The organism is Herminiimonas sp. (assembly GCF_030655415.1).
In genome coordinates, this window is record NZ_JAURVN010000011.1 from 56,556 (window position 1) to 80,709 (window position 24,154).

Consider the following 24,154-nt stretch of genomic DNA (forward strand, 5'->3'; position numbering starts at 1 on the left):
AATATAGAGCAGATGATGAAACGAAAAATCTTGTGGAGCATTCTTGCGCTGCTATTGGCAATCATTGCCAGCGTCGTGATCTGGCTCGCGCTGGCGAATCGCAATCCTGATCTGAATCAGCCTTCAGTCGCACCAGCCAATCCTGCAGAACAAATCAAGCAAGGCGAATACCTGGCGCGCGTCGGCAATTGCATGAGCTGCCACACCGCACGTGGCGGTGAACAATATGCCGGTGGTCGCGCCGTGCCTACGCCTTTCGGCAATATCTACACATCGAACCTGACCCCCGATGCAGAAACCGGCATCGGCAAATGGAATAACGGCGATTTCTGGCAAGCGATGCATGATGGCAAATCGAAAGATGGCAGCCTGCTCTACCCAGCTTTCCCTTACACAAACTACACCAAGGTCACACGCGCCGATTCGGATGCGATCTTCGCTTACCTGCAAACATTATCCGCAGTTGCGCAAAAAAATATCTCGCCTGAATTGCGCTTCCCCTACGATAACCGTGCACTCTTGTATGTGTGGCGCGCCTTGTACTTCCGCCCCGGTCAATACGCGAACGATGACAAGCAATCAGTGGAATGGAATCGCGGCGCTTATCTTGCGCAAGGCCTGGGACATTGCAGCGCCTGTCATTCACCACGCGATTCTTTTGGCGGCACCAGCTTGAAAGCCGAACTCGGCGGCGGCATGATTCCCGTGTTGAACTGGTACGCACCGCCATTGAATAGCGATAAAGAAAACGGCCTCGGCAATTGGGAAGCCGCACATCTGGCCGCCTTCCTGAAAACCGGCGTCGCACCAAATCGTTCGGTCAGCGGCCCGATGGCAGAAGTGGTCGCAGGCAGCTTGCAGCATATGAGCGATGCCGATATCAATGCATTAACTGGTTATTTGAAATCATTACCGCAACAGATCGCAGTGCCAAAAGCGGGCGCCGAAAACATCCGACCTGAAGATAAAAAAGCGATGATCACAGCAGGTGCCAAGCTGTATGAAAATCAATGTGCGACCTGTCATCAAGCTTCAGGCAAAGGCGTGCCATCGGTTTATCCAGCATTGGCTGGCAGCTCGGCGATCAACACAGCTATCGCAAGCAACGCCATCCGCATGGTCTTGCATGGCGGCTACGCTCCTAGTACAGTCGGTAACCCGCGACCGTATGGCATGCCGCCATTCGGTCAAGCCATGTCGGATGAAGAAGTCGCAGCCGTGTTGACCTATGTCAGAAATTCTTGGGGCAACCAAGGCAACGCGATCTCATCCAATGAAGTTAACAACTATCGTTCGCGCCCTTGAATATGAACCAAACAATTGCAAGCAAACATAAAAACAAAACACTAACCACGTTGTTGGCGGTTTTTCTGGGTGGAGTCGGAGCACATCGTTTTTATTTATACGGCGCCAAAGATTTTTGGGCGTGGAATTATGTGATGGCATTCATTCTGTTTTCGTGCGGGGTATTCCTCGCACAATCACCGCACTCGCTGGTGATCAGCATCATCGCGCTATTCCCTGTGTCGATTTTCGCAGGCTGGATAGAAGCCATGGTCACAGGCTTAACACCGGATGCAAAATGGGATGCAAAGCACAATGCCAATTCGCCGCGCAAATCGGCATCGGGCTGGCCACTCATCGTATTGCTGGTGTTGACGTTTGCACTCGGCATCACCACCTTCATCTTCTGCGTCGCACGCGCCACTGATTTATTCCTGACCGGCGGCGCTTTCGGCTGATCGCATTTCAGCTTGCGCTAGAAGTATCCAAGCAGTTTCAACACGAGCGGCAGTAACAAGGCGGTGAGGATGCCAGATACCCCCATCGCCAAGCCGGAAAACGCACCCATCTCTTCACTCACCTGAAACGCGCGTGCGGTACCGACGCCATGCGCTGTTGCGCCGAGCGCAAAGCCACAGGTCAAGTCGTCTTCTATCTTCATCCACTTGAAAATATAGTGTGCGACACCGGCACCGAAGATTCCAGTGAACATGACCATCACAACGGTCAAGGTCGGCAAGCCGCCGATTTTTTCCGTGACGCCCATCGCAATCGGAATCGTCACCGACTTCGGTGCCATCGACAAGATCGTCAACGGCGATGCGCCCAATGCCCAGGCCACACTCATCGCGCAAGCGATTGCAGCCGTGCCGCCTATCACGGCACCGGCCAGCAAAGCAAACCAGTTGCGCTTCAGTTTTTCCATTTGCTGATAAAGCGGGATTGCCAGCGCAACCGTCACTGGTCCCAGCAAAAAGTGCACAAACTGCGCCCCGTCAAAATAGGTTTTGTAAGGCGTGTCGCTGACATATAAAATCAGCACCAGAATCGCGACCGATATACCGACCGGATTCGCCAAAGGACTGCGGTTGGTTTTCTCGTAAATCAGCGTCGAGATGCGATACGCCACCAAGGTCGCGGTCAGCCATAACAACGGTGATCCGGCCAAATAAACCCACACGGTATTCAGGTGCGGCATCATTCGGGCACCTTGCGTTTGAGCTTGCTGATCACTAGCGCCGTCACCACGATCGATACCACCGTACTAATCACCAGCGCCACAACGATCGGCAGCCATTCTTCAGCAATGCGATGTACATGCACGCTGATGCCGACGCAGGCAGGCACAAACAGCAGCGCCATATTCGATAATAGTTGTGAGCTGGAAGGTGCAAGTTGCGCTGCCATGTTTTTCTTCATGATCAAAAATACCAGCAGCAAGAGCATGCCTATGACCGGGCCGGGAATGGGCAGCGAGAAGAGATAAACCAGCCCTTCACCCATGGTCTGGAAAATAAGCAGAATCAATAATGTATTCAGCATGGCGAAATCGAAAGTAAGGAGGTAGAGGCAAGGAGAAAATGCAGTTGCCGAAACAGGAAGATACCTGCTTCGGCAGTTTTCGTATCGTATCAGTCGTCGCCAAATTTTGCGGTGCAGAACAGATGAAAACTTTTCAGCGCTTGTTGCGCGCGCATCTGGACATAGACTACGCCTGCCTGCTTGCCAAGGTTCCGCCTTGGCTATCAAGTGCGACGATCAGACGTAACTGTCATCGTCCAGCAACATATCTTCAAAAAAAGCACCGAATTGCTTTGAGGAGTGACGAATGTGGATTTCCAGTATCCAGCGCATCGCGGACGGTGGCAGATCGTAGTCAGCGAGCGAGCCCGTGTGCAGCGCCGCATGTGGAAAGTCCGATACGCGATGGCCGGGCAAATCGAAGTTCAATTCCCAACCCATGCTTTTGGCTTTTTGATCAGCGTAACGATACAAGTCGTGACCGCTTAATTTTTCTGCCTGCCACAGTGCGCGTACATCATGGAATAAGGTTTCTGCATCTGCGGCGCAACGCGCATATTCTTCGTTATTACCAACTGTAAAAGAAGCACCGCCATCGCCTTCCCACGCTTGAAAACGTGGAGCCATATCGATGAAGAAAATATCGTTTTCTTTCAAGATAATTCCCGGCTCTGACGCCTGCTTCATCGCCTTCATCGTGTTGCTACCAAAACGCACGCGGGTTGGATGCCACGTCAGATCAAGGCCGGATGCGATCAAGGTACGCTTTGCCATGTCTACTGCGTCTTCCTCCAGCATACCTGGTTTGACCAGTGCCGAGATAGTGCGGATCGCATCGCGGGTTGCCGCTCTTGCCTGCAACATGCCATCTACCGAGAAAGCCGGTCCGACACGTTCGGCGAGAGCAAGCTTGGAAACTCCATCATCGTTCATCATCAATTCTCCACATTTACGCGAAGGCGAGATGCCTTTACGTCTTGCGACAAATTATGGTGAACAAGTGCAGCAAACCATAGCGCGGCATGGCACTGCAAACTGACAACGATGGTGGAAATTCTGCCAAAGCGCTGTACCTTGCTTATGCAATGCACGCAAAAATCTATATGCTGAGTCCTTTGACGCATGCGTCGGTCAACGCAGCGCTATTCAATTCGCAGCATCAGCAAGGAACAATCGTGCCCACAATTGCAATACTCGTTTTCCCCGGTGTGCAGGCGCTTGACGTATCGGGGCCGCTGGATGTGTTCGCCGAAGCGAATCGCTTTTTGCCGCGCGAACAGCACTATCAACTCGAAGTATTGGGAACAGAACGCGGCGCGATCCGCTGCTCGAACGGTTTACCCATCATGGCGCACCGACATTACGGTGTAGCGACTGAAGCTTTCGATCTGCTACTGGTAGCTGGCGGGCCCGAATTGCCGCGCATGCCGCGCGATGAAGAATTGCTGGACTGGTTACGTAATGCAGCAAAGCGTTCGAAGAAATTCGGCTCTATCTGTAATGGCGCATTTCTATTGGCACATGCCGGCCTGCTCGACGGCAAACATGTCACTACACACTGGAACGATGCGCCTGGACTTGCGGTGATGTTCCCAAAAATAAAAGTCGATGCTGATCGCATTTTTCTGCAAGACGGCAATCTGTATACATCGGCGGGCGTAACCGCGGGCATCGATCTGTCGCTGTATTTGCTATCGAATGATGCTGGCCCCGAAGTGTCGTTGAATGTAGCAAAGCGACTAGTCGTCTTCATGCAGCGACGCGGTGGACAATCGCAGTTCAGTCCTTACTTAACACCGTATGTGGAAGAAACCTCACCCGCCAGCATCGCGCAGCAATATGTATTGGCGCATCTGGCTGAAGAATTGAACGTCGAAAATCTGGCGACCGTGGTGGCCATGAGTGCGCGCAACTTCGCACGTATATTTGTGCGCGATACAAAGATCACGCCGGCGGATTTTATTGAAAGCGCGCGATTGGATGCGGCACGCGCACTATTGGAAGCGACCAGCGATCCGTTGAAGCGCGTCGCCTATCGCTGCGGCTTCAACAATGCGAATCAGATGCGCCAGGTATTCGTCAAACGACTAGGCGTCACTGCGATGCAATATCGCGCCAACTTTGCGGGATTTCAAAAAGCTTAGCGGCCGCGTCATTGATTTTTGCTGATTGATTTTCCCTCCTCTACCTTCGCGGCACCCTCCTCGCATCTGCGCTTCTGCGTTTCAACCGAGCGTATTTATCCTGCCTTTTAAGCACGCGTTTCAGTAAGCATTTTTAAGATTTCGAATAGCTGATGTCATGGCCGTCGCATGCCTTCTGTCCGATTCAGGCCACACAAGCCATTGTCCGTTTAAATAATTTTTAGCAAATTAAGACATGTGCACATGCATGCACTGACGCATATCTGCGTATCCCAGCCAAGTCAAAAATAGACGTGGAAATGGCAAAAAAGCCGAGGCAGAATCATTTCGAACCTGCTGAAAACGGCCTTGCGCCGGCCACGCAATGTCGTTGAAAAGCAGGTCACATTTCTGCCGCAAAAAAGCTGTTTCAAATATTTTCAGTCCAGCTGAAGACAGCCAATACGGACATAGCTAACGAAGAAACGAAGGAACATCAATCATGAGCAAAGCATTAGACGGCATCAAGATTATCGATTTCACCCACGTACAAGCCGGCCCTTCCTGCACGCAGCAACTCGCCTGGTTTGGCGCCGACGTCACCAAGGTCGAGCGCCCGGGTACCGGCGACGCAACGCGGACCTCGCTGCAGGATATTCCCGGTGCCGACGCGCTGTACTTCACCATGTTGAACTGCAATAAAAAATCGTTGACGCTGGATACCAAAAAACCGGAAGGCAAGGAAGTATTGGAAAAACTGATCAAGCAATCCGACATCATGGTCGAGAACTTTGCGCCGGGCGCACTCGATCGCATGGGCTTCACTTGGGAAACGATTCAAAAACTGAATCCACGTTTGATTCTGGCATCGGTCAAAGGCTTCAACGATGGCCACTTTTATGAAGACCTGAAAGTCTATGACAACGTCGCGCAGGCAGCGGGCGGCGCAGCCAGCACAACAGGTTTCTGGGACGGCCCACCAACCGTCAGCGGCGCGGCACTGGGCGACAGCAACACCGGCATGCATTTGACGATCGGCATTCTGGCAGCGCTGCAGCAGCGTCATACCACCGGCCTTGGTCAAAAAGTTGCGGTGTCGATGCAAGACGCCGTACTCAATCTGTGTCGCGTCAAATTGCGTGACCAACAACGCCTTGATCGCACCGGCGTGCTGGAAGAATATCCGCAATATCCGCACGGCACGTTCAGTGATGTCGTACCACGCGGCGGCAACGCAGGTGGCGGCGGTAACCCGGGTTGGATCCTGAAATGCAAAGGCTGGGAAAAAGATCCGAACGCGTACATCTACTTCACGATTCAAGGCACTGCCTGGCCGCAAACCTGCCGCGCCATCAACAAGGAAGAATGGATAGACGATCCTGCGTACATGACAGCGCGCGCACGCCAGGACAAAATTTTCGACATTTTTGCGTACATCGAAACATGGCTGCAAGACAAAGACAAATTCGAAGCGATTGAAATCTTCCGCAAATTCGATATTCCATGCGGCCCGGTTTTATCGATGAAGGAAATCGCCAATGATCCGTCCTTGCGCAAAAGCGAAACCATTGTCGAAGTCGATCACAAGGTACGCGGCAAATATTTGACCGTCGGCAGCCCGATCAAGATGTCCGCCAACAAAGTGGAAATTACTCAGTCGCCGTTGCTGGGCGAGCATACGGATGAAGTGTTAGCCAAGCTCGGTTACAACGCGCAACAGATTGCAGCATTGCACGCAGCAGAAGCAGTTTGATGTTGTGTAACTAGTGTGAAAAAGAGCGCCGGGTGGCGCTCTTTTATTTCCACCGCTGCATTTGCTATTCCCACGACAATTCCTCTATGGCGCACAACTTGATATGATCGATGCACAATTCAATCTGTATTCATCACCATCACGGCCCATATCATCCATGCGAAAAATTACTGTCGCCCTGCTGGTTTTCCCGCGCTTCCAGATGCTCGACATCGCTGCTCCCAGTGATGCGTTTGCAGAAGTGAAGGTGCTCAGCAATGGCGAATGCGAATATGAAATCCTGACCATCGCGACCACGCGCGGACCGATACAGTCATCCAGCGGATTAACCATCACGCCAGACCGCACGATCTTCGATCCTGCTCCGCATTTCGACACATTGATCGTGCCGGGTGGACTCGGTGTTTTCGAGCTATTGGAAGACACACCGCTGATAGACTGGTTGTTACAGCAAGGCGAAAACTGCCGCCGCGTCGGTGCCATCTGCAATGGCGTATTCGCACTCGGTGCAGCCGGCATGATCAATGGCAAAACCGTCACCACGCACTGGATGGATGCAGCACGCTTGAGCACGATGTTCCGCAAAGCGAACGTTGAACCAGATCGCATCTACGTCAAGGATGATGCGCTGTACACGACCGCCGGAGTCACGGCAGGCATCGATTTATCGCTGGCCTTGATTGAAGAAGATTTCGGCAAGAAAATGGCGCTGGATGTTGCCAAGTATTTGATCGTGTATCTGCGTCGAGCCGGTGGGCAATCGCAGTTCAGTCCTCTGCTCGAACTACAGGCGGAAACCGATTCGCCAGTCGGCGCGATCCAGGGCTACGTCCTTGCCAATCTGGATGTCGAACATACCTTGCCGTCGATCGCAGAAAAAATGCAGATGAGCGAACGTCATCTGTCGCGTATTTTCAAGCAGGAATGTGGCATGACGCTGATGACTTTCGTCAACGATGCGCGCATCGATGCAGTGCGTCGTCATCTGGAAGCTACCGATATCAGCCTGACCGAAATTGCCAAACGCTGCGGCTTTACCAATGCAGCAACCTTGCGCCGCGTGTTTGCGAAACGGCTGGGGATCGGACCTATCGATTATCGCGAACGATTTAAAACCGATGATCCGGTGCAAAAGAATTCAAAAGCAGAAAAAGTTTGATCGCTGCGATTTTAGATTCCTGCAATCGCACACACTTCGCGCGTAATTGCGCCATCCATTGCCGCCAGTTCTTTCAGGATGGTGAAGTGATTTAGCTGCGGCAGCGGCACTACCTCACCCGGCAGGCTACGTCGCGCCTCACCAAATTGTTCAGATTGTCTTTGCAGTTCAGGTAACTCACCAGTGCCATAAGTAATCGTCAGCGGCTTTGCACTCAAAGGTAAATGCAAAGGACTGAGCGCCATTTCTTCTTCACCGCTCAAACGCAATTTATCGTTCAGGTATGAAAGTCGTACCGGTTCCAGATCGTAGATGCCGCTGATGGCAACGCCACCAATTACACCTGGCTCGTCCAGGCACATTGCCGTCAAATGGCCGCCAGCCGACCAGCCGGAGACGATCATGCGTTCCGTATCGCCACCAAATTCAGCAGCATTATTTTTCAACCAGGCGATCGCTGCGCGCACTTCGGCAACGATCTCGGTCAGCGTTGCGTCGGGCGCCAGCGTATAGCCGATCATCGCGACATGGACGCCATGAGCGAGCGGACCGGCAGCCAGAAAACTGAAGGTTTCCTTGGCGCGGATTTGCCAGTAACCACCGTGAATAAATATCAGTAGCGGACCCGGTTTATCAGCAGCAAAATAATCGATACGATTGCGCGGTGCAGGACCGTAACGTAAGTCCAGGTGTTCGCCATTCGCGTCACGCAATGCAGCGCTACGCTCATCGAAATCCTGCAGCAAGGCAGAACTCTCGCGGACCGCCAGCGTATTGTTATAGCCGGCGTCCAGCGCAGCCTGATCCATTCCGCGATAGATTGCAGTCACACCTGTCGTCATGCAGCAACCTTGGTAGAAACGTGGCTGGTCAAATATTGCGTGATATCGCGACGTACTTGATTGAACTCAATCGCAGTGATGTCACGCGGACGCTCCAGCTCAAGCTTGATGTCTTCTTCAATGCGGCCTGGTCCTGCGGTCATGACGACCACGCGATCCGACAACATCACCGCTTCTTCCACTGCATGCGTGACGAAGACGATCGTGACCTTGGTGCGCTCCCAGATTTCCAGTAAATCCTGTTGCAGCTTTTCGCGCGTCAATGCATCGAGCGCGCCGAACGGTTCATCCATCAACAGGACTTCGCAATCGTTAGCCAGCACGCGCGCAATCGATACGCGTTGCTTCATGCCGCCTGATAATTGACCGGGATAGTAATCGGCGAACTTCGTGAGGCCGACCATCTCTGTGTAATACGCGGAAATTTCTCCCAGCTTGGCTTTCGGCAGATTGCGTTGACGCTGACCAAAGCCGATGTTTTCTTTCACCGTCAGCCACGGGAACAGGCCGTAATCCTGAAACACCATGCCGCGCTCGGGACTCGGTCCATTGATAGGCATGCCGTACATATTGACCATGCCGGACGATGCAGTTTCAAAGCCGGCCATGATGCGCAACAGCGTCGATTTACCGCAACCGGAGGCACCGATCAGGCAAACGAATTCACCTTTTTTGATGGTCAGGTTGACGTCACGCAAAGCTTGCACGGTTTGATTGCCAACCGAAAAAACCTTGCCGACGTTCTTGATTTCGATCGCCGGCAATGGCTGGCGATCTGCATACACTACAGGTTTGATTTCAGACATGATGTTGCGGGCTCCATCTAAGCAAGCGGTTATTGAGCAAGACCAGCAGGCGATCCGTTGAGTAACCAACGATACCAATCACGACCATGCCGGCAATCACCAGATCGGTACGCGACAGCATGCGGCCATCCATGATTACCGCGCCCAAGCCTTCCGGCACGCCAGTCATTTCACCCACCACGATCAAGATCCAGGCGAAGCCGTGACCAAGACGCAAGCCATTCAGAATCGATGGAATCGCGGCCGGTAATACCACCTGACGGAACAGCGAAGAACCCGAACAGCCGAGCATCAACGCGGCTTCAAACAAACGGCCGTCGACAGCTTTCACGCCAAAAATCGTATTGAAGACGATAGGATAAAACGCGCCCAGGAACACCAGGAAAATGGCAGCGTTAGGGCCGATACCGAAGAAAATCATCGACAACGGCAACCACGCCGTCACCGGCACTGGACGCAACAATTGCAAAGTCGGATCCAGCAAATCGCGGATCAGTTTGATACGGCCAATCAGCAAACCCAAAGGAATCGCAACCAGCGCTGCGGCAAAAAATCCACCGTAAACGCGGGTCACTGATTTCCATAAATGCAGCCACAGGGTTTCACTGAATGCATCATCGTAGATACCGCCGAATGCGAAGTCATACAACATCAAGCCGACTTCTTTAGGTGCTGGAATCAATTGCGTACCTGAGATGCGTACCGCTGCATGCCAGGCCAGCAACAATAGAAATGGCACCACTAACGGCGTGAGTATGCGTTTAACGCGCGGCAAAAAAGTTGACTTGGCAACGGCCTTGTCTATTGCCTTCGCCACGTCTGCAGGTGGACTGCTTTCAGCAGCCCCTCCTACATTATTGGTCGATAGTTCGGCGGTATGTTCCACGATGTTTCCTTCCTTACGCAGTGCACATTCCTGCGCACTTGCGTGTTCACTTATTTATAAATTTTCAGCAGTTACTTGATTTGCTGCACGAAGCTGGAGTTGATGAACACGCTGTAATCAGGCAACTGGCGAATCTGTTTTTTATCCAGCATTTGCGAACCGTAGTATTTAGCGCGCTTGATCCAGTCTTCATCCAGTTTCCATGTCAGCTCCACATTCGGAGCAGCCAGTTCAGCAGTTTTCGCAGGCAAGCCGAGTTTTTGTACCGACATATTCACGAACTCAGCGCGATTCGACATTGCGTATTCGGTCGCCTGTTTATGGATTTTCAGGAAGACCTTTATCAATTCAGCTTTGTCTTTGATGTTGTCCGCATGCGTGGTCATCACCATGTTGACGGTGCCGGTTGGTGTTGAATATGGATACTCAACAATCTTGCCTACGCCTTTGCCGACTGCGATCGATGGGCCTGGTTCTGCACCGACGAATGCATCGATATCGCTACGTTCCAATGCAGATGCCATTTCGCTGAAAGAAACGCGTACTGGCTTGATGTCTTTGATGGTCATGCCTTCTTGTTTCAAGCGGTCGAGAATCACGACTTCTTGTGTTGAGCCAGGAAGAATGCCGACGCGTTGATCTTTCAAATCCTTGATTGTGTTGATCTTGCTATCAGCACGTGCGACGACTGCCATACCGCGATTGCATTGTGCGGCGATGATTACGACTGGTTCACCGGCAGCGCCACCGAGTGTTGCTGCTGCGAGACCGTAGGTGCCGAAATCAACTGACTTGGTAACAACAGCATTTTTGCCATCAGTTGGCGTTTCAAATGGAATCACTTCGATCTTGTAACCAGGTGGCGTAAATTTATCGTAGAAATAAGGGGTGATGCCGTGCATCAGTTTGAGCGTACCGACCTTGATGACTTGATCTGCTGCGAAGGCAGAAGTGGCTCCTGCGGTCAGCGCGAATGAAGCGGCAATCAAGGTGGCGATGAATGTTCTGCGTGTTTGCATGGCGGTTCCTTAGAGTGAACGGATTAACAGGTGTCGACGCGAGCCGGCGGCTAAATACCTTCTTGTGTACAAGTTTTGTATTGCAAGGTCTGTGCCATGTCAGTCTGAAGGTAACAATAGGGCTGGATCGCCAGTGAGAGCCAAGGTCTGCGCGGGATAGAAAGGTAAACGGGACCACTTAAAGTGTTGGTATCGTGCTGGTGCAAACGTGCACCTCATGTGTGCGCCATGATGAACAGAAGCGCTTTCGCATATGATGTGCAGCTTCCTGTAAGCAGCATCAAGCGTGCATGCAGGCAATTAACTTTTGGCGTGTGTAAAACAAAATGACGATCATCGAACTACCGTTTCGCGCAACAACCGAACAGGCGTGTGACTGGCTGGCGCAGCAAACCGACAAGCCATGGAGCTTGGCGCGCATGCTGGAGCATGGCTTGACGCCCTACGTCTGGCTGGATTATGACGCCGACCACCCGGCGCTGTTCGGTGATGCGAACGGTGGTTATGCGGCGCCGATTTTTTTCGAAGAAGACACGCAGCGACTTGCCGCTGGTAGCGAACACGTCCTCATCACGATCACGAAAGACGCCTACAAGATAGTGACGCAACTGCCGCCACCGGGTTTTCGCAGGGAGTTGCATGAGTTGCGTTTTCTTAAAAAGGATCTCGAGCACCTGGTAAAAAAACTCAAGCGCGAGGCGGAACCAGTCAAAGTCGAGGAAATCAAGGAATCACAAGTCGGCATCAACAAGGACGAAGTGTTGACCGCATTTTCCAGCTTCGTAAAAATTGATCTGGAACAGGCACTGGCTAGCGGCGGCGGCATATTCGGCGATGAGGGTGCGAGGATCAAGGGCAGCGGAAAAAAGGCCAAGAACAAAGCGATGTGGAATCCGATCACGCTGGCGCTGGGCTTGAATGATGTGTACCGAGTACCGATGTCACACTTGAAAAGATCGTTCAATACGCATGCGTTCTTGGATGCATGGAATGCGGAGTGGGAGCAAACGCTGACGCTGTTAGGGAAATAATGTGCGCTTGCAAGATGAGTGCGGGCAGGTGCAAACGTGCATCGCAGGTGTGCGCCACATTAAGGCTGTCATTCCTGCGGGGGGAATGACAGAGATAGCTTGGTCTATCCCACTAATTCATAACAAAAAGAGCCGCACGGTATAAACCGTGCGGCTCTTTTAAACAGTACTAAACAATACTGCTTAAATACGTTCGAAAATCCCCGCAGCTCCCATGCCGGTTCCCACGCACATAGTGACCATGCCGTACTTCAGATTTTTACGACGCAAGGCATGCAGCACCGTCGCTGAACGAATCGCACCAGTTGCACCTAGCGGATGACCCAGTGCGATCGCACCGCCCATAGGATTGACCTTGGATGGATCGAGGCCGAGATCCTGAATCACTGCGAGCGCTTGCGCAGCGAAGGCTTCATTCAGTTCGATCCAGTCCATCTGATCCTGTTTCAATCCGGCGGCGCGCAAGGCGGCAGGGATCGCTTCCTTCGGTCCTATGCCCATGATTTCCGGCGGTACGCCGCGCACTGCAAATGAGACGAAGCGCGCTAATGGCGTCAGGTTGAATTGCTTGAGAATTTTTTCGCTGACCAGAATCAATGCGCCTGCGCCATCGGAAGTTTGCGAGCTGTTGCCAGCAGTGACTGAGCCTTTTGGTGAAAAGACCGGACGCAGTTTTGCCAGCACTTCCAGGCTGGTATCCGCGCGCGCGCCTTCATCCATATTCACCATGCGCGTGGCGATATCGATTTCGCCACTGGAAAGATTCGGGAATCGCTCAACGATATCGACAGACGTCATCTCATTGTTGAACTCACCGCTCTGTTGCGCCGCCAAAGCTTTTAAATGTGAATTCAACGCAAACTGATCTTGCGCTTCGCGTGAAACTTTCCATTGCGTAGCGACGCGCTCAGCAGTCAAACCCATGCCGTAAGCCATGCCGATATTTTCATCCTTGAAAATACCCATATTCATTGAAGGATGATGGCCCATCATCGGCACCATCGACATCGACTCGGCACCGGCCGCGATCATCACGTCGGCTTCACCGACACGGATACGATCTGCCGCCATTGCAATCGCGGTCAGACCCGATGCGCAATAACGATTGACGGTGACGCCACCAACTGTCTTCGGCAAACCCGCCAGCAGCACGCCCATACGCGCCAGATTCAAACCCTGTTCGGCTTCCGGAAAAGAGCAACCGACGATCGCATCTTCAATCACATTCGGATCGAGGTTAGGCACTTGCGCCAAAGCCGACTGCAACACACGCACCAGCAAATCATCGGGCCGCGTGTTCTTGAACATCCCGCGCGGCGCCTTGCCGATCGGTGTGCGGGTCGCGGCAACGATGTAGGCATCTTGAAGTTGTTTGCTCATCTTGTGCTCCTGAAATAGGATTTAACTTATTAGATATCAAAAGGGTTGAGTAAGCGTAGCGAGCGGTTCAAGGTCAGTGCGAGAAGTGCAGTCGTACGCGAGTACGGCGAGCATTCACAGCAGTGAGATTGGTTTGCGCAGTAGCTTTACCCCACTTCAATTTCTAACGGGCTTACCGGTTTGCATCATGCCCATGATGCGCTCTTGGGTTTTTGGATTGTTCAGCAATTCCATGAACGCTTTGCGCTCACGATCGAGCAACCATTGCTCATCGACCAGCGAACCTTGCTCGATATCACCACCACTGACAATCTCGGCGATCATCATGCCCAGCTTGTAATCATGCGCAGAGATGAAACCGCCATCGCGCATATTGACGAGCTGCGCACCGATAGTCGCCAAACCATATTTTCCGGTGACGGGCACCAACGTTTTACGCGGTGCGCGATAGCCGGCGTCGAACATTGCACGTGCCTGCACCTTGGCGATATGCAGCAACTCATACGGATTGAAGACGATCACATCATCGCTCTTCAGATAACCCATGGTCTGCGCTTCGAGTGCAGATTTGGAAACGGCCGCCGTAGCTGCGCTCATGTAATAGTGTTTGAGGAATTGCAGGATGTCGTTGCCCTTGGCTTCGTTCGCAGCACGCACTGCAGCTTCTTTCAAACCGCCACCGGCTGGAATCAAACCGACGCCAACTTCCACCAGACCGATATACGATTCGATAGACGCGACGCGCTTGGCTGCATGTAACAACAATTCACAACCACCGCCCAGTGCCAAACCTGCAACTGCTGCGACAACCGGCACGTTCGCATATTTTAAAGCCTGATGCGCTTGCTGCAACTTGACGACTTCCGGCTCGATCGCCTTGACGCCGCCAGACATAAACAGCGGCAGCATCGATTGCAAATCAGCACCGGCCGAGAACGCGCCACCTTCGGCCGCATCCGCATGCCAGATCACCAGACCTTTGTAATTCTTTTCTGCTTCGTCGATAGCCTTCGCGATACCTGCGGTCACGCCGGCACCGATCACATGCATCTTGGTTTTGAACGACAAGATCAGTACTTCATCGTCCTGATGCCAGATGCGCACCGACTCATCTTCGAATACCGTAGTGCCGGCTGCACTACCATTCGCAGCCTGCTCACCGAAGATACTCGCGCGGAATGCCTGGCGTTGATACACAGCCAGGTCGGAACGCGGCACATTCTTTTTCTGCGCAGGCGACCATGAACCATCTGGTGCATGCACGCCTGCATTCTTCGCAACTTGACCTTCGAAAACCCAAGCTGACAACGGCGCATTGCTGAGCGCTTTACCGGCGTCTATATCTTCCTTGACCCACGTTGCGATCTGTTCCCAGCCTGCGGCTTGCCATGTTTCAAACGGGCCGCTAGTCCAGCCGAAGCCCCAGCGCAAAGCGAAATCGATATCGCGTGCGTTGTCAGCGACTGATTCCAGATGCACGGCAATGTAATGGAACATGTCGCGATAAATAGCCCATAGGAATTGCGCTTGCGGGTTGGTCGAATCGTGCAAAGCCTTCATGCGCTTAGAAGGATCTTTTTCTTTCAGGATGCGCGCGACCAGATCATCTGCCTTGCCGCCACCGGCGACGTAATCTGCTTTTGCCGGATCAATTCGGAGAATGTCCTTGCCGACTTTCTTGTAAAACCCGGCGCCCGCTTTTGCACCCAGTGCGCCGCCACCTATCAGCTTGGTCAAAATTTCCGGCGTCTGATATACAGGGAAGAAAGGATCATCCTGCAAGGTGTTTTGCATCGTCGTGATGACGTGCGCCATCGTGTCCAACCCGACCACATCAGCGGTACGGAAAGTGCCGGATTTGGCACGACCGAGTTTGCTGCCAGTTAGGTCATCCACGACATCAACTGTCAGTCCGAATTTTTCAGCTTCATGCATCGTTGCCAGCATGCCGAAGATGCCGACGCGATTGGCGATGAAGTTTGGCGTATCGAATGCACGAACTACGCCTTTGCCTAAAGTCGATGTAAGAAAACCTTCGAGCTGATCGAGAATTTCTGGCTTGGTCGCAGCAGTCGGAATCAATTCCACCAGATGCATATAACGCGGCGGATTGAAGAAATGCACGCCGCAGAAACGCGACTTCAAATCAGCATCGAATCCTTCCGACAAAGCCGTGATCGACAAGCCGGAGGTATTCGACGCAAAGATAGTATTCGGACCGATATGCGGTGCCACCTTTTTATACAGATCGTGCTTCCAATCCATGCGCTCGGCAATCGCCTCGATGATCAGATCGCAATCCTGCAACAATTCAAGATGATCTTCGTAGTTCGCGACTTCGATCAACGCTGCGTAATCGGGATTGGCAAGCGGCGCGGGATTGAGTTTTTTCAGATTCTCGATGGCGCGTAATACGACGCCATTCTTGACCACACTTTTCGTCTCATCCTTGGAGGGCAGATCGAACAAGATGACCGGCACTTTGGCATTCACGCAGTGCGCGGCAATTTGCGCACCCATCACGCCGGCGCCAAGCACCGCTACTTTTTTAACGATGAAATTTGACATGCTTCAACCTCTCGATAAACTTTTGATGAATGGTGTGCCATCAACGTATTAACTAATACATAGTCAATGGCGCACCGTTTCAATCGCAATAATGTTGGGTCTAGTTTTAAAACAGATCGGCATCCAGTGCCATCAGATTGGCAGAGCCGGAACGCGCCTGACGAATCAGCATCGCGGTTTCCGGCAGCAGACGGCCGAAGTAGAAACGCGCGGTTCCCAGTTTGGATTTGTAGAAGGTGTCGCCGCCATCCTGTTTCGCCAATGCGATCTTTGCCATTTGCGCAAAGAAGTAGGCGTAGATCAGATGACCCACCACGCGCAGATATGGCACCGCAGCGGCACCGACTTCATCCGGATTCTGGAAGGCCTTCATGCCGATTTCCATGGTCAGCTTTTGCACTTTTTCTGCAAGGTCAGCCAGCGGAGTAATAAATTCCGACATCGCTTCATCGGTGCCATTCTCTTCGATGAAGACGCGGATTTTTTCGCCGAACTTGCGCAACTTGGCGCCGTTATCCATCAGGATTTTGCGGCCCAGCAAATCCAGCGACTGGATCGTGTTGGTGCCTTCATAAATCATGTTGATGCGCGAGTCGCGTACGTATTGCTCCATGCCCCATTCGGAAATGAAGCCGTGACCGCCGTACACCTGCATCGCTTCCGAAGTCGAGATCCAGCCATTGTCCGTAAGGAAGGCCTTGATGATCGGTGTCAGTAAAGCGACTTCATCGACCGCTTCCGCGCGTATCGCTTCATCCGGATGATTGAGTTCTTTGTCGATCTGCAGCGCGACATACGAACTGAATGCGCGACCACCTTCGGCATAGGCTTTGGCCGTTAACAACATGCGACGAACATCGGGATGCACGATGATAGGGTCAGCCGGTTTGCTCGCTTCTTTCGGGCCGGTCAGGCTGCGCATTTGCAAACGGTCCTTCGCGTAGATCAAGGCGTTTTGATACGCGACTTCGGTCAAACCCAGCGACTGCATGCCAACACCGAGGCGCGCAGCATTCATCATCACGAACATCGCATTCAAACCTTTGTTCGGCTCACCTATCATCCAGCCTATCGCGCCATCGATATTCATCTGGCAGGTGGCGTTGCCATGAATGCCCATCTTCTCTTCCAGCGCACCGCAGAAAATCGGATTGCGCGCGCCGATACTGCCATCTGCGTTCGGCAAAAATTTCGGTACGATGAACAGTGAAATACCTTTAGTGCCTGCAGGCGCATCCGGCAAACGCGCGAGCACCAGATGCAAAATGTTTTGCGCCATGTCGTGCTCACCAGCCGAGATGAAAATCTTGCTGCCGGTGATTTTGTAGGAGCCATCGCCTTGCGGTTCAGCCTTCGAACGCAGCAAGCCTAGATCGGTCCCGCAATGTGCTTCGGTCAGACACATGGTGCCTGTCCATTCGCCGGAAACCAGCTTCGGCAGATACAGCGCTTTCTGCTCATCCGTGCCGTGTTCATGCAGGCATTCATACGCGCCATGCGATAAACCCGGATACATGGTCCACGCCTGATTCGACGCGTTCAACATTTCGTAAAAAGAGTTTTGCACCACCATCGGCAAACCCTGGCCGCCGTATTCCGGATCGCAGGTCAGCGATGGCCAGCCAGCCGCAACGTATTGTTCATACGCAGCCTTGAATCCTTTTGGTGGAGTAACTTCATGCGTCGTCGTGTCCAGCTTGCAGCCTTCGCGATCGCCTGAATGATTGAGTGGGAACAGTACTTCTGAAGTGAACTTGCCGCCTTCTTCCAGTACCTGATTGATGATGTCGGCGTCGATATCGACATGCTTAGGTAATTGCTTCAATTCATCTGCAACGTGCAGCAGTTCGTGCAGTACAAATTGCATATCGCGCAGAGGCGCAACGTATTGACCCATGAATGTCTCCTGGCAGCTGTTTTGGTTTGAATGCTATTGAATACTATCACCTGAAATCAATTACTGATTCGTCTTGTCGAGCAAACGTCGATCACGTTTTGTCGGCCTTCCCTTGAGCGTCAGCCCCGGCTCCTTGAAGAACTTTCTTTTCTCCGCATCCTGCTGTCGCTTGACGATGCTTTGCTCTGTTTCTGTGTAAAGCTTCTGCGCCATTTCTGCCGAGCCGCGCACATCAGACAAAGCCATCACAGTCACTTCCCATTCGGTCGCGCCGTTATCGATGTGTAAAACCTCACCGATCTTGACGTTGCGTGCCGGCTTGATGCGATCGCGATCAAGTTTCACTTTACCGTTATCGACAGCATCGGCTGCCAGCGTTCTGGTTTTAAAAAAGCGCGCAGCCCACAACCACTTATCGATACGTACGTTTTCTGTTGCCATATTTATAAATTATCACTTGATTACGAAACACCATTGTAGCGATGGCAGCAAAAGATCTCGTTTTTAAGCAATTTATGCGGACGAGGAAGCATAGGTGCAAAACCTGATTGTGAACTTTTGAAAATATGGCCTAAAAGAAATAGCCAAACTCCCTTAATTTGTTAAAAAGATGTTATTTTCCTTTCACACAAGAAAGTATAAATAACACAACGAAATATTGCCTTAAGTCAATAAAATCAAGGGACTACGTTTGGCAACGCCTCCACCCGGTCTTGCGCCACCGCACTTGGTGACCCCGGACTTCTCACTGGACAATATCCCGCCTAGGCCTGCGCTGCTGATGGCATTGCAACGTGAGATCCGGAAAGACAATCCGAATACCAAACGATTTGCTGACTTGATACGGCGCGACGTTGCGATGACAGGTACCTTGTTGCAAATCGCCAATTCCGCCTACTTCAATGCGGGACGGCGCATTACAACGATAGAAGACGCGATCGTCCTGCTCGGACTGAATCAGTGCAATGCAGTCATGTCCGGCCTGATCCTGCGCAAGTCGCTCAATTTCGGCAACAAGATGATGGCAAGGTTCTGGGACGGTTCGGAAAAGCGTGCGATCGGCATCAGCATGCTGGCGAAAAGATCGCGCATTCTTTCATCCGATATTGCCTACAGTTTTGGCTTGTTTTGCGATGCGGGTATTCCGCTTTTGAAAAATGCGTTTCCGACCTATCTGGAAACATTGAAGGAAGCCAACCTCACCGCTGCCAGCGATTTTCTGCAAGTAGAAAACGACAAACATGGTGTGAATCACGCGGTCGTCGGTGCCTTACTCGCGGAACATTGGTCGCTTGAGCCCGAGGTCGTTGCAGCGATACGCGTGCATCACTCGCATCAGGTGTTGTTCGACAAAGCGTACTCGCCGGTAGTACGTACCTTGATCGCGCTCAACTACGTCGTCGAAAAAGCAATTCAGGAATATCGCGGCCAGACCGGCTCGCTGGAATGGGTCGCAGCAGGCTTGCATGCCTCCAAGGCTTTGCGCATCTCGCATAGAGAAGTCGACAATTTATGCGAAACGCTGATTAGCCGATTCAGGGTTTTCTAAACGGCAGCGGCGTCACAAACAAACGTGAAAAGCTCGCAATGCTACCGGCAACGGCAAAACCAGCGCCCAGCATCAATGCGTACAACTCGCCGTTATTAATCGAAATCGTAAAACAAAACGCCACCAGCGCGCCACCCGATGCCTGTCCGATCAAACGAGACGTCGCGATGATGCCGCTGGCGCCACCGCTACGTTCCGGCGGTACGCTGTGCATGATGGCCTTCAGATTCGGCGCCTGAAAAAAACCGAAGCCTATGCCACACACTGCCATGCGCCAGCAGATCGCAAATGTCGATGGTTCCACCGGCATCAGGATCAATGAAACCAGCCCGCCCGAGAGTACCGCCAATCCGATGCCACCCAACAGACCGGGCGAATAATGATCGCTCAGGCGGCCTGCAATCGGCGCCATGACGGCTACCAGCACTGCCCATGGCGTAATCAAAAAACCTGTTTCCACGGCTGAACGACCGAGCACAGACTGGAAGTAAAACGGCAGCGAAACGAAGGCCAGACTTTGAGCGGCAAACGTACACACGGCGGTCAGTGAAGAAAGCGCAAACAGCGGCCGGCGAAATAAATCCACCGGCAACATCGGCGCCTGATGCCCGCCCTGCCGACGCACCAGCAGGACGAAGAACGCAACAGTGATCGTCGCTTCGATAATCAGTCTTTTCCACCCTACCAAATGTGCCGCATCGCCTATCGTCAGAATCAGCATGCCGAAGGCACCGACGTTATAGATTACGGTCAGCACGTCGAACGTGTGTGTGGCCTGCGGGGTCACTGGCAAAGCCTTGCGGGCCAACAGCAAAGCGATCACACCGAGCGGCACATTGATGGCAAACAACCATGGCCATGACCAGGCAGACAGAATCAGCGATGCCACACTTGGGCCTGCGGTGAACGCCACTGCCACCACCATGGCGTTGGTGCCGAGGCCACGCCCGAGAATGCGCGACGGATAGATCGCGCGCAGCATCGCCGTGTTGACGCCCATGATCGCACTCGCACCCACGCCCTGAAACAAACGCGCAATGATCAGCGTGGGCAAGTTCCACGCGCAAGCGCAGGCTAGCGACGCCAGCGTGAACAAAAATAATCCAAAGATACTGACGCGGCGATAACCGAGTATTTCGCCCAGAGCGGCAAACGGCAGCAAGGTTGCAACCATCGCCAGTTGGTAGGCATTGACGATCCAAACCGAATCAGCCGCCGTCGCATGCAACTGACTCGCCATTGCCGGCAAGGCGGTATTGGCGATTGCGGTGTCCAGTGAAGACATCGCCACGCCTATCGAGACAGCAACAAGCGCCCAGCGGCGTTGCTCCAGCGGCAAACCGTCCTGTTCACTATCTTCAATATGCTTAACAGGCTGTGGCTTCAGAATTTTCTCCGCACTTGCTAATCAGACGTGGAAATGACATGACGCCAGCTCGCGGGCGTCATGAATAGTTGAATAGTTGACTAGTGTAGTGGGAATTTTTACGGCGCGTGATCGAGCATCATTTTCGAGCAGTCATTTGCTGACAAAGCAAGCTATACAAAACCATTCATGCAAAAGCTTGATGTCCTTCACTCATGCATACATGATTCCGTTATTCAGCCGACTTGCCCCAAGTGATCAAGCGCAGCACATTTTTGTAGATCAAATAAGCGAAGCGATAAAACGCTTTTTTGTACCAAGGTATTTTGTCGAATTCGGCCAGCTCGACTGGGACACCTTCGGCCACGCCGCGCTCGATATGCGCGCGCAACTGTTCGGAAAAATCAGTGTCGATCACGACCACATTCGCTTCCTGATTTACAAACAAACTGAAGCCATCGTAATTACTCGAACCAACAGTGGCCCAACGATCATCGACGACGGCGACCTTGCCATGCAATTGGGTTTTTCTGTACTCGACTATCTTGACGCCGCATTTCAACAGCTTCGGATAAAACGAACGCGCAATCACATCTTGAAAACGATATTGGCCTACACCGAGTAACAAGGTCACATCAACACCGCGCAAGGCTGCTGAGCACAAGCTTTTACGCAACTTGCGTCCAGGAGCGAAATACGGATTCGCCAGCAATGCCGACTCGCGCGCGCCACCCAACGCTTTTAAGTAAGCATTTTGTATCGTGCGGCGATTACGTAAATTATCACGCACCACCAAACCGGCAACGATAGGTTCGCGCGCATCGGTAGACTTGCGTGAACGCTGCTCTCTGAATGTCGCCCAGCGCGTGCGCAAACTGATGTTGCCGAGACGCGCCCAGTTGACGGCCATTTCCCAATGAATAGTGGCGACCAGCGGGCCGACGATACGCACGCCAAAATCCCAACGCGGAGCCGGCAACATGATGCTCGGATCGTCATCGTCGTGCATATCGTCGACGATATTCACGCCACCAAGAAAAGCGACCGTGCGATCAACCACACAGAGTTTTCTATGCATGCGCGCGATGCCACGCAAGAACCACGGATTGAAACTGCGATATTCCACACCGCCAGCCTCGAACTCGCTTTGCAATGTGCGCGATGCCAGGTTGCCTGTGCCTATCCAATCAACGGTGACAGCAACCTTGACGCCGCGTTGCGCTGCGCGGATCAGCGCTGCCTTGATTTCGTTTGCGGATTTATCCGCTGCGAAAATATACGTCTCTAGATAAATTTCCGTTTGCGCAGCGTCGAACGCCTCCACCATTGCAGGGAAATATTCCGCACCGCAATGCAAGAGCTGGATATCGTTTTGACCGATAAAGCTGACCGAGCGCATAGGGGATTTACCTTGCAATGAATGATTAAGGATGCGGAATTACCTATGCCGATTTTTTGGGACATGTGCATCTCAAGCACATGCCCACTTTTTAGTGATGACCGTTCAGGTCATCTTATTTCAGCTTCAATTATTTCAGGACTAAATTCGCCACGATAGGTGCGTGATCGGACAGCTTGGCCCACATCGCGCCATGCAAGACTTCGGCAGATTCCACTTTGAATCCACGCACATAAATTCTGTCCAACTGCAGGAAAGGCATCGCCGCCGGAAAAGTCCGCGCTGGTTGAATCTTGGTGCCGCGTCCACTCAGTTGGCGCAGGTACGAGCCGAAACCGCGACGCGAAAGATTTTCATCAAACACTTCGGTCACGCCTAACTTGGCGCGCAACTCTTCGCTTAAATGATTACCCCAATCGTTGAAATCGCCGGCGATGATTAATGGCGCATCAGCAGGCGCAGAATTGGACACCGCTTCGATCAGGGAATCCGTCTGACGTTTTCTACTGCCCGCAAACAAACCGAGATGAATCACGAAGCAATGCACTTCTGCTTCTGGCGCCTGCACTACACAGTGCAGAATGCCGCGCGACTCATACTTGTGATCAGAAATATTTTGATTACGCGAGGACAGGATCGGAAAGCAACTCAGCAAGGCGTTGCCGTGATGGCCATGATCATAGATCGCGTTCATGCCATACGCGCACTGATGCGAATCGCCGGCAAGAAAATCCTGCTGCGATAATTCCGGCCAATCGGTGGCGTGTTTGAGCGCATGCAAATCGTGACGTCCCTGCACTTCTTGCAAGAAAAGAACGTCGGATTGCATCGAAGTGATGGCTTGTTTTAAAGCGTGTATCCGCGGACGGGCACCAAACGAAGACACGCCCTTGTGAATGTTGTAAGTTGTAATACGTAGTTTCATGCAGTCTGTACCTGGCTAATTAAATTGTATCGATGATCGAGTAAATCTGTTCCAGGGTATCAATTGCAAGTGTTCTTTATAGAACCTTATCCCCTCGCATCAACATACTTGGGCAACATTAAAATTGCCTCGGCATTCGATGCAGAAAAACATTTATCAGCAGCTTCGCGGTAAGGCAGCCACATGAAGTTCAAATGCTCACGTGGTGCCAACACAACCGGAATGTCGCGTGGCACCAGCAAACCGAATACGTGCTCGGTATTGCGGGTCACGTCCGGTCCATAACGATGTTGCCATACAGGATAGATGTCATAGACATTGGAAAGTTGCCAATCCTTTAGATTTTCCAGCGAAACATGGCCAGACAAGGATGCCAGCTCTTGCTCTGAAGGCAAATTCCGCACGGCAATGCCGGTTTCTTCTGCGACTTCACGCACCGCAGTTTCCAGAAAAAGCTCATCCACGCTGTCTTTGGAACCCGTCACCGATTGCCAAAAACCCGGCCTGTCGGCGCGTTCGATCAACAGCACTTCCAGTTTGGCGGTATGGATCACCACCAAAACCGATTCAGGAATTTTGTAAGGCCGGCTCATACCAATTGTGTCTTTCAAAGTACAAACTACTACAGCATCAGAGCGAAAAAAAG

General features: G+C 52.4%; 22 protein-coding genes. 7 read left to right on the forward strand and 15 right to left on the reverse strand.

Features of this window, described 5'->3' with window-relative positions; genetic code table 11:
- Window positions 1-15 precede the first annotated feature (15 nt).
- On the forward strand, window positions 16-1,305 hold the full coding sequence (locus Q7T66_RS08715; RefSeq protein ID WP_304932948.1) for a cytochrome c: 1,290 nt from the start codon (window positions 16-18) through the stop codon (window positions 1,303-1,305).
- 2 nt (window positions 1,306-1,307) lie between these two features.
- Window positions 1,308-1,742 carry an NINE protein gene (locus Q7T66_RS08720; RefSeq protein ID WP_304932949.1) on the forward strand — a complete coding sequence of 145 codons (435 nt, stop codon included), beginning with the start codon at window positions 1,308-1,310 and terminating at the stop codon, window positions 1,740-1,742.
- Window positions 1,743-1,759: 17 nt separating this feature from the next.
- Here Q7T66_RS08720 and Q7T66_RS08725 read toward each other — a convergent pair whose 3' ends face one another.
- The 3 genes from Q7T66_RS08725 to Q7T66_RS08735 form a co-directional block, all read right to left on the reverse strand.
- The gene (locus Q7T66_RS08725; RefSeq protein WP_304932950.1) at window positions 1,760-2,485 is read right to left on the reverse strand and encodes an LrgB family protein; all 726 of its coding nucleotides are present in this window, start codon (window positions 2,483-2,485) and stop codon (window positions 1,760-1,762) included.
- A complete protein-coding gene (locus Q7T66_RS08730; protein WP_304932951.1) occupies window positions 2,482-2,826 on the reverse strand; it encodes a CidA/LrgA family protein in 345 nt (114 codons plus the stop codon). The genes Q7T66_RS08725 and Q7T66_RS08730 overlap by 4 nt, the downstream gene beginning before the upstream one ends.
- Window positions 2,827-3,042: 216 nt before the next feature.
- A complete protein-coding gene (locus Q7T66_RS08735; protein ID WP_304932952.1) occupies window positions 3,043-3,738 on the reverse strand; it encodes a M24 family metallopeptidase in 696 nt (231 codons plus the stop codon).
- A 242-nt stretch (window positions 3,739-3,980) separates the two neighbouring features.
- On the opposite strand from Q7T66_RS08735, the gene Q7T66_RS08740 reads away from it, so the two are divergent.
- The 3 genes from Q7T66_RS08740 (at window position 3,981) to Q7T66_RS08750 (ending at window position 7,840) form a co-directional block, all read left to right on the forward strand.
- Window positions 3,981-4,949, forward strand: a complete 969-nt coding sequence (locus Q7T66_RS08740) for a GlxA family transcriptional regulator (protein WP_304933020.1) — start codon at window positions 3,981-3,983, stop codon at window positions 4,947-4,949.
- A 481-nt stretch (window positions 4,950-5,430) separates the two neighbouring features.
- Entirely contained in the window at window positions 5,431-6,681 is a 1,251-nt protein-coding gene (gene frc, locus Q7T66_RS08745; protein WP_304932953.1) for a formyl-CoA transferase, read from the forward strand.
- A gap of 157 nt (window positions 6,682-6,838) precedes the next feature.
- Window positions 6,839-7,840: a GlxA family transcriptional regulator gene (locus Q7T66_RS08750; protein ID WP_304932954.1), complete on the forward strand. Its 1,002-nt coding sequence runs from the start codon at window positions 6,839-6,841 to the stop codon at window positions 7,838-7,840.
- 11 nt (window positions 7,841-7,851) lie between these two features.
- Here the strand turns inward: Q7T66_RS08750 and Q7T66_RS08755 are convergent, their stop codons facing one another.
- From Q7T66_RS08755 to Q7T66_RS08770, 4 genes are all read right to left on the reverse strand, one after another.
- Window positions 7,852-8,682 carry an alpha/beta hydrolase gene (locus Q7T66_RS08755; protein WP_304932955.1) on the reverse strand — a complete coding sequence of 277 codons (831 nt, stop codon included), beginning with the start codon at window positions 8,680-8,682 and terminating at the stop codon, window positions 7,852-7,854.
- Window positions 8,679-9,488 (reverse strand): ABC transporter ATP-binding protein, encoded by an 810-nt coding sequence (locus Q7T66_RS08760; RefSeq protein ID WP_304932956.1) that lies wholly within the window; start codon window positions 9,486-9,488, stop codon window positions 8,679-8,681. The genes Q7T66_RS08755 and Q7T66_RS08760 overlap by 4 nt, the downstream gene beginning before the upstream one ends.
- Entirely contained in the window at window positions 9,481-10,374 is an 894-nt protein-coding gene (locus Q7T66_RS08765; protein WP_304932957.1) for an ABC transporter permease, read from the reverse strand. Before Q7T66_RS08765 ends, Q7T66_RS08760 begins: the two co-directional genes overlap by 8 nt.
- Window positions 10,375-10,445: 71 nt before the next feature.
- Complete coding sequence (locus Q7T66_RS08770; protein ID WP_304932958.1) at window positions 10,446-11,393, reverse strand: ABC transporter substrate-binding protein; 948 nt, start codon at window positions 11,391-11,393, stop codon at window positions 10,446-10,448.
- Between the two features lie 326 nt (window positions 11,394-11,719).
- Between Q7T66_RS08770 and Q7T66_RS08775 the strand changes: the two genes are divergently transcribed.
- Window positions 11,720-12,424, forward strand: coding sequence for a hypothetical protein (locus tag Q7T66_RS08775; protein ID WP_304932959.1), 705 nt, complete (start codon window positions 11,720-11,722; stop codon window positions 12,422-12,424).
- 183 nt (window positions 12,425-12,607) lie between these two features.
- Here Q7T66_RS08775 and Q7T66_RS08780 read toward each other — a convergent pair whose 3' ends face one another.
- The 4 genes from Q7T66_RS08780 to Q7T66_RS08795 form a co-directional block, all read right to left on the reverse strand.
- Complete coding sequence (locus Q7T66_RS08780) at window positions 12,608-13,804, reverse strand: acetyl-CoA C-acyltransferase (protein WP_304932960.1); 1,197 nt, start codon at window positions 13,802-13,804, stop codon at window positions 12,608-12,610.
- A gap of 156 nt (window positions 13,805-13,960) precedes the next feature.
- On the reverse strand, window positions 13,961-16,372 hold the full coding sequence (locus Q7T66_RS08785; protein WP_304932961.1) for a 3-hydroxyacyl-CoA dehydrogenase/enoyl-CoA hydratase family protein: 2,412 nt from the start codon (window positions 16,370-16,372) through the stop codon (window positions 13,961-13,963).
- A gap of 106 nt (window positions 16,373-16,478) precedes the next feature.
- Entirely contained in the window at window positions 16,479-18,269 is a 1,791-nt protein-coding gene (locus Q7T66_RS08790) for an acyl-CoA dehydrogenase C-terminal domain-containing protein (protein WP_304932962.1), read from the reverse strand.
- A gap of 60 nt (window positions 18,270-18,329) precedes the next feature.
- Entirely contained in the window at window positions 18,330-18,710 is a 381-nt protein-coding gene (locus Q7T66_RS08795) for an RNA-binding S4 domain-containing protein (protein ID WP_304932963.1), read from the reverse strand.
- 250 nt (window positions 18,711-18,960) lie between these two features.
- On the opposite strand from Q7T66_RS08795, the gene Q7T66_RS08800 reads away from it, so the two are divergent.
- Complete coding sequence (locus Q7T66_RS08800) at window positions 18,961-19,818, forward strand: HDOD domain-containing protein (protein ID WP_304932964.1); 858 nt, start codon at window positions 18,961-18,963, stop codon at window positions 19,816-19,818.
- Here the strand turns inward: Q7T66_RS08800 and Q7T66_RS08805 are convergent.
- From Q7T66_RS08805 to nudB, 4 genes are all read right to left on the reverse strand, one after another.
- Complete coding sequence (locus Q7T66_RS08805) at window positions 19,805-21,181, reverse strand: MFS transporter (protein WP_304933021.1); 1,377 nt, start codon at window positions 21,179-21,181, stop codon at window positions 19,805-19,807. The genes Q7T66_RS08800 and Q7T66_RS08805 overlap by 14 nt on opposite strands.
- Window positions 21,182-21,416: 235 nt before the next feature.
- On the reverse strand, window positions 21,417-22,583 hold the full coding sequence (gene clsB / locus Q7T66_RS08810) for a cardiolipin synthase ClsB (RefSeq protein WP_304933022.1): 1,167 nt from the start codon (window positions 22,581-22,583) through the stop codon (window positions 21,417-21,419).
- A gap of 130 nt (window positions 22,584-22,713) precedes the next feature.
- A complete protein-coding gene (locus Q7T66_RS08815; protein WP_304932965.1) occupies window positions 22,714-23,508 on the reverse strand; it encodes an endonuclease/exonuclease/phosphatase family protein in 795 nt (264 codons plus the stop codon).
- A gap of 86 nt (window positions 23,509-23,594) precedes the next feature.
- Entirely contained in the window at window positions 23,595-24,101 is a 507-nt protein-coding gene (gene nudB / locus Q7T66_RS08820; protein ID WP_304932966.1) for a dihydroneopterin triphosphate diphosphatase, read from the reverse strand.
- Window positions 24,102-24,154 lie beyond the last annotated feature (53 nt).

Coding starts and splice junctions, on each gene's coding strand:
- Q7T66_RS08715 (WP_304932948.1), top strand. CDS start 16: ATGAAACGAAAAATCTTGTGGAGCATTCTTGCGCTGCTATTGGCAATC.
- Q7T66_RS08720 (WP_304932949.1), top strand. CDS start 1,308: ATGAACCAAACAATTGCAAGCAAACATAAAAACAAAACACTAACCACG.
- Q7T66_RS08725 (WP_304932950.1), bottom strand. CDS start 2,485: ATGATGCCGCACCTGAATACCGTGTGGGTTTATTTGGCCGGATCACCG.
- Q7T66_RS08730 (WP_304932951.1), bottom strand. CDS start 2,826: ATGCTGAATACATTATTGATTCTGCTTATTTTCCAGACCATGGGTGAA.
- Q7T66_RS08735 (WP_304932952.1), bottom strand. CDS start 3,738: ATGAACGATGATGGAGTTTCCAAGCTTGCTCTCGCCGAACGTGTCGGA.
- frc (WP_304932953.1), top strand. CDS start 5,431: ATGAGCAAAGCATTAGACGGCATCAAGATTATCGATTTCACCCACGTA.
- Q7T66_RS08750 (WP_304932954.1), top strand. CDS start 6,839: ATGCGAAAAATTACTGTCGCCCTGCTGGTTTTCCCGCGCTTCCAGATG.
- Q7T66_RS08755 (WP_304932955.1), bottom strand. CDS start 8,682: ATGACGACAGGTGTGACTGCAATCTATCGCGGAATGGATCAGGCTGCG.
- Q7T66_RS08760 (WP_304932956.1), bottom strand. CDS start 9,488: ATGTCTGAAATCAAACCTGTAGTGTATGCAGATCGCCAGCCATTGCCG.
- Q7T66_RS08770 (WP_304932958.1), bottom strand. CDS start 11,393: ATGCAAACACGCAGAACATTCATCGCCACCTTGATTGCCGCTTCATTC.
- Q7T66_RS08775 (WP_304932959.1), top strand. CDS start 11,720: ATGACGATCATCGAACTACCGTTTCGCGCAACAACCGAACAGGCGTGT.
- Q7T66_RS08780 (WP_304932960.1), bottom strand. CDS start 13,804: ATGAGCAAACAACTTCAAGATGCCTACATCGTTGCCGCGACCCGCACA.
- Q7T66_RS08785 (WP_304932961.1), bottom strand. CDS start 16,372: ATGTCAAATTTCATCGTTAAAAAAGTAGCGGTGCTTGGCGCCGGCGTG.
- Q7T66_RS08790 (WP_304932962.1), bottom strand. CDS start 18,269: ATGGGTCAATACGTTGCGCCTCTGCGCGATATGCAATTTGTACTGCAC.
- Q7T66_RS08795 (WP_304932963.1), bottom strand. CDS start 18,710: ATGGCAACAGAAAACGTACGTATCGATAAGTGGTTGTGGGCTGCGCGC.
- clsB (WP_304933022.1), bottom strand. CDS start 22,583: ATGCGCTCGGTCAGCTTTATCGGTCAAAACGATATCCAGCTCTTGCAT.
- Q7T66_RS08815 (WP_304932965.1), bottom strand. CDS start 23,508: ATGAAACTACGTATTACAACTTACAACATTCACAAGGGCGTGTCTTCG.
- nudB (WP_304932966.1), bottom strand. CDS start 24,101: ATGAGCCGGCCTTACAAAATTCCTGAATCGGTTTTGGTGGTGATCCAT.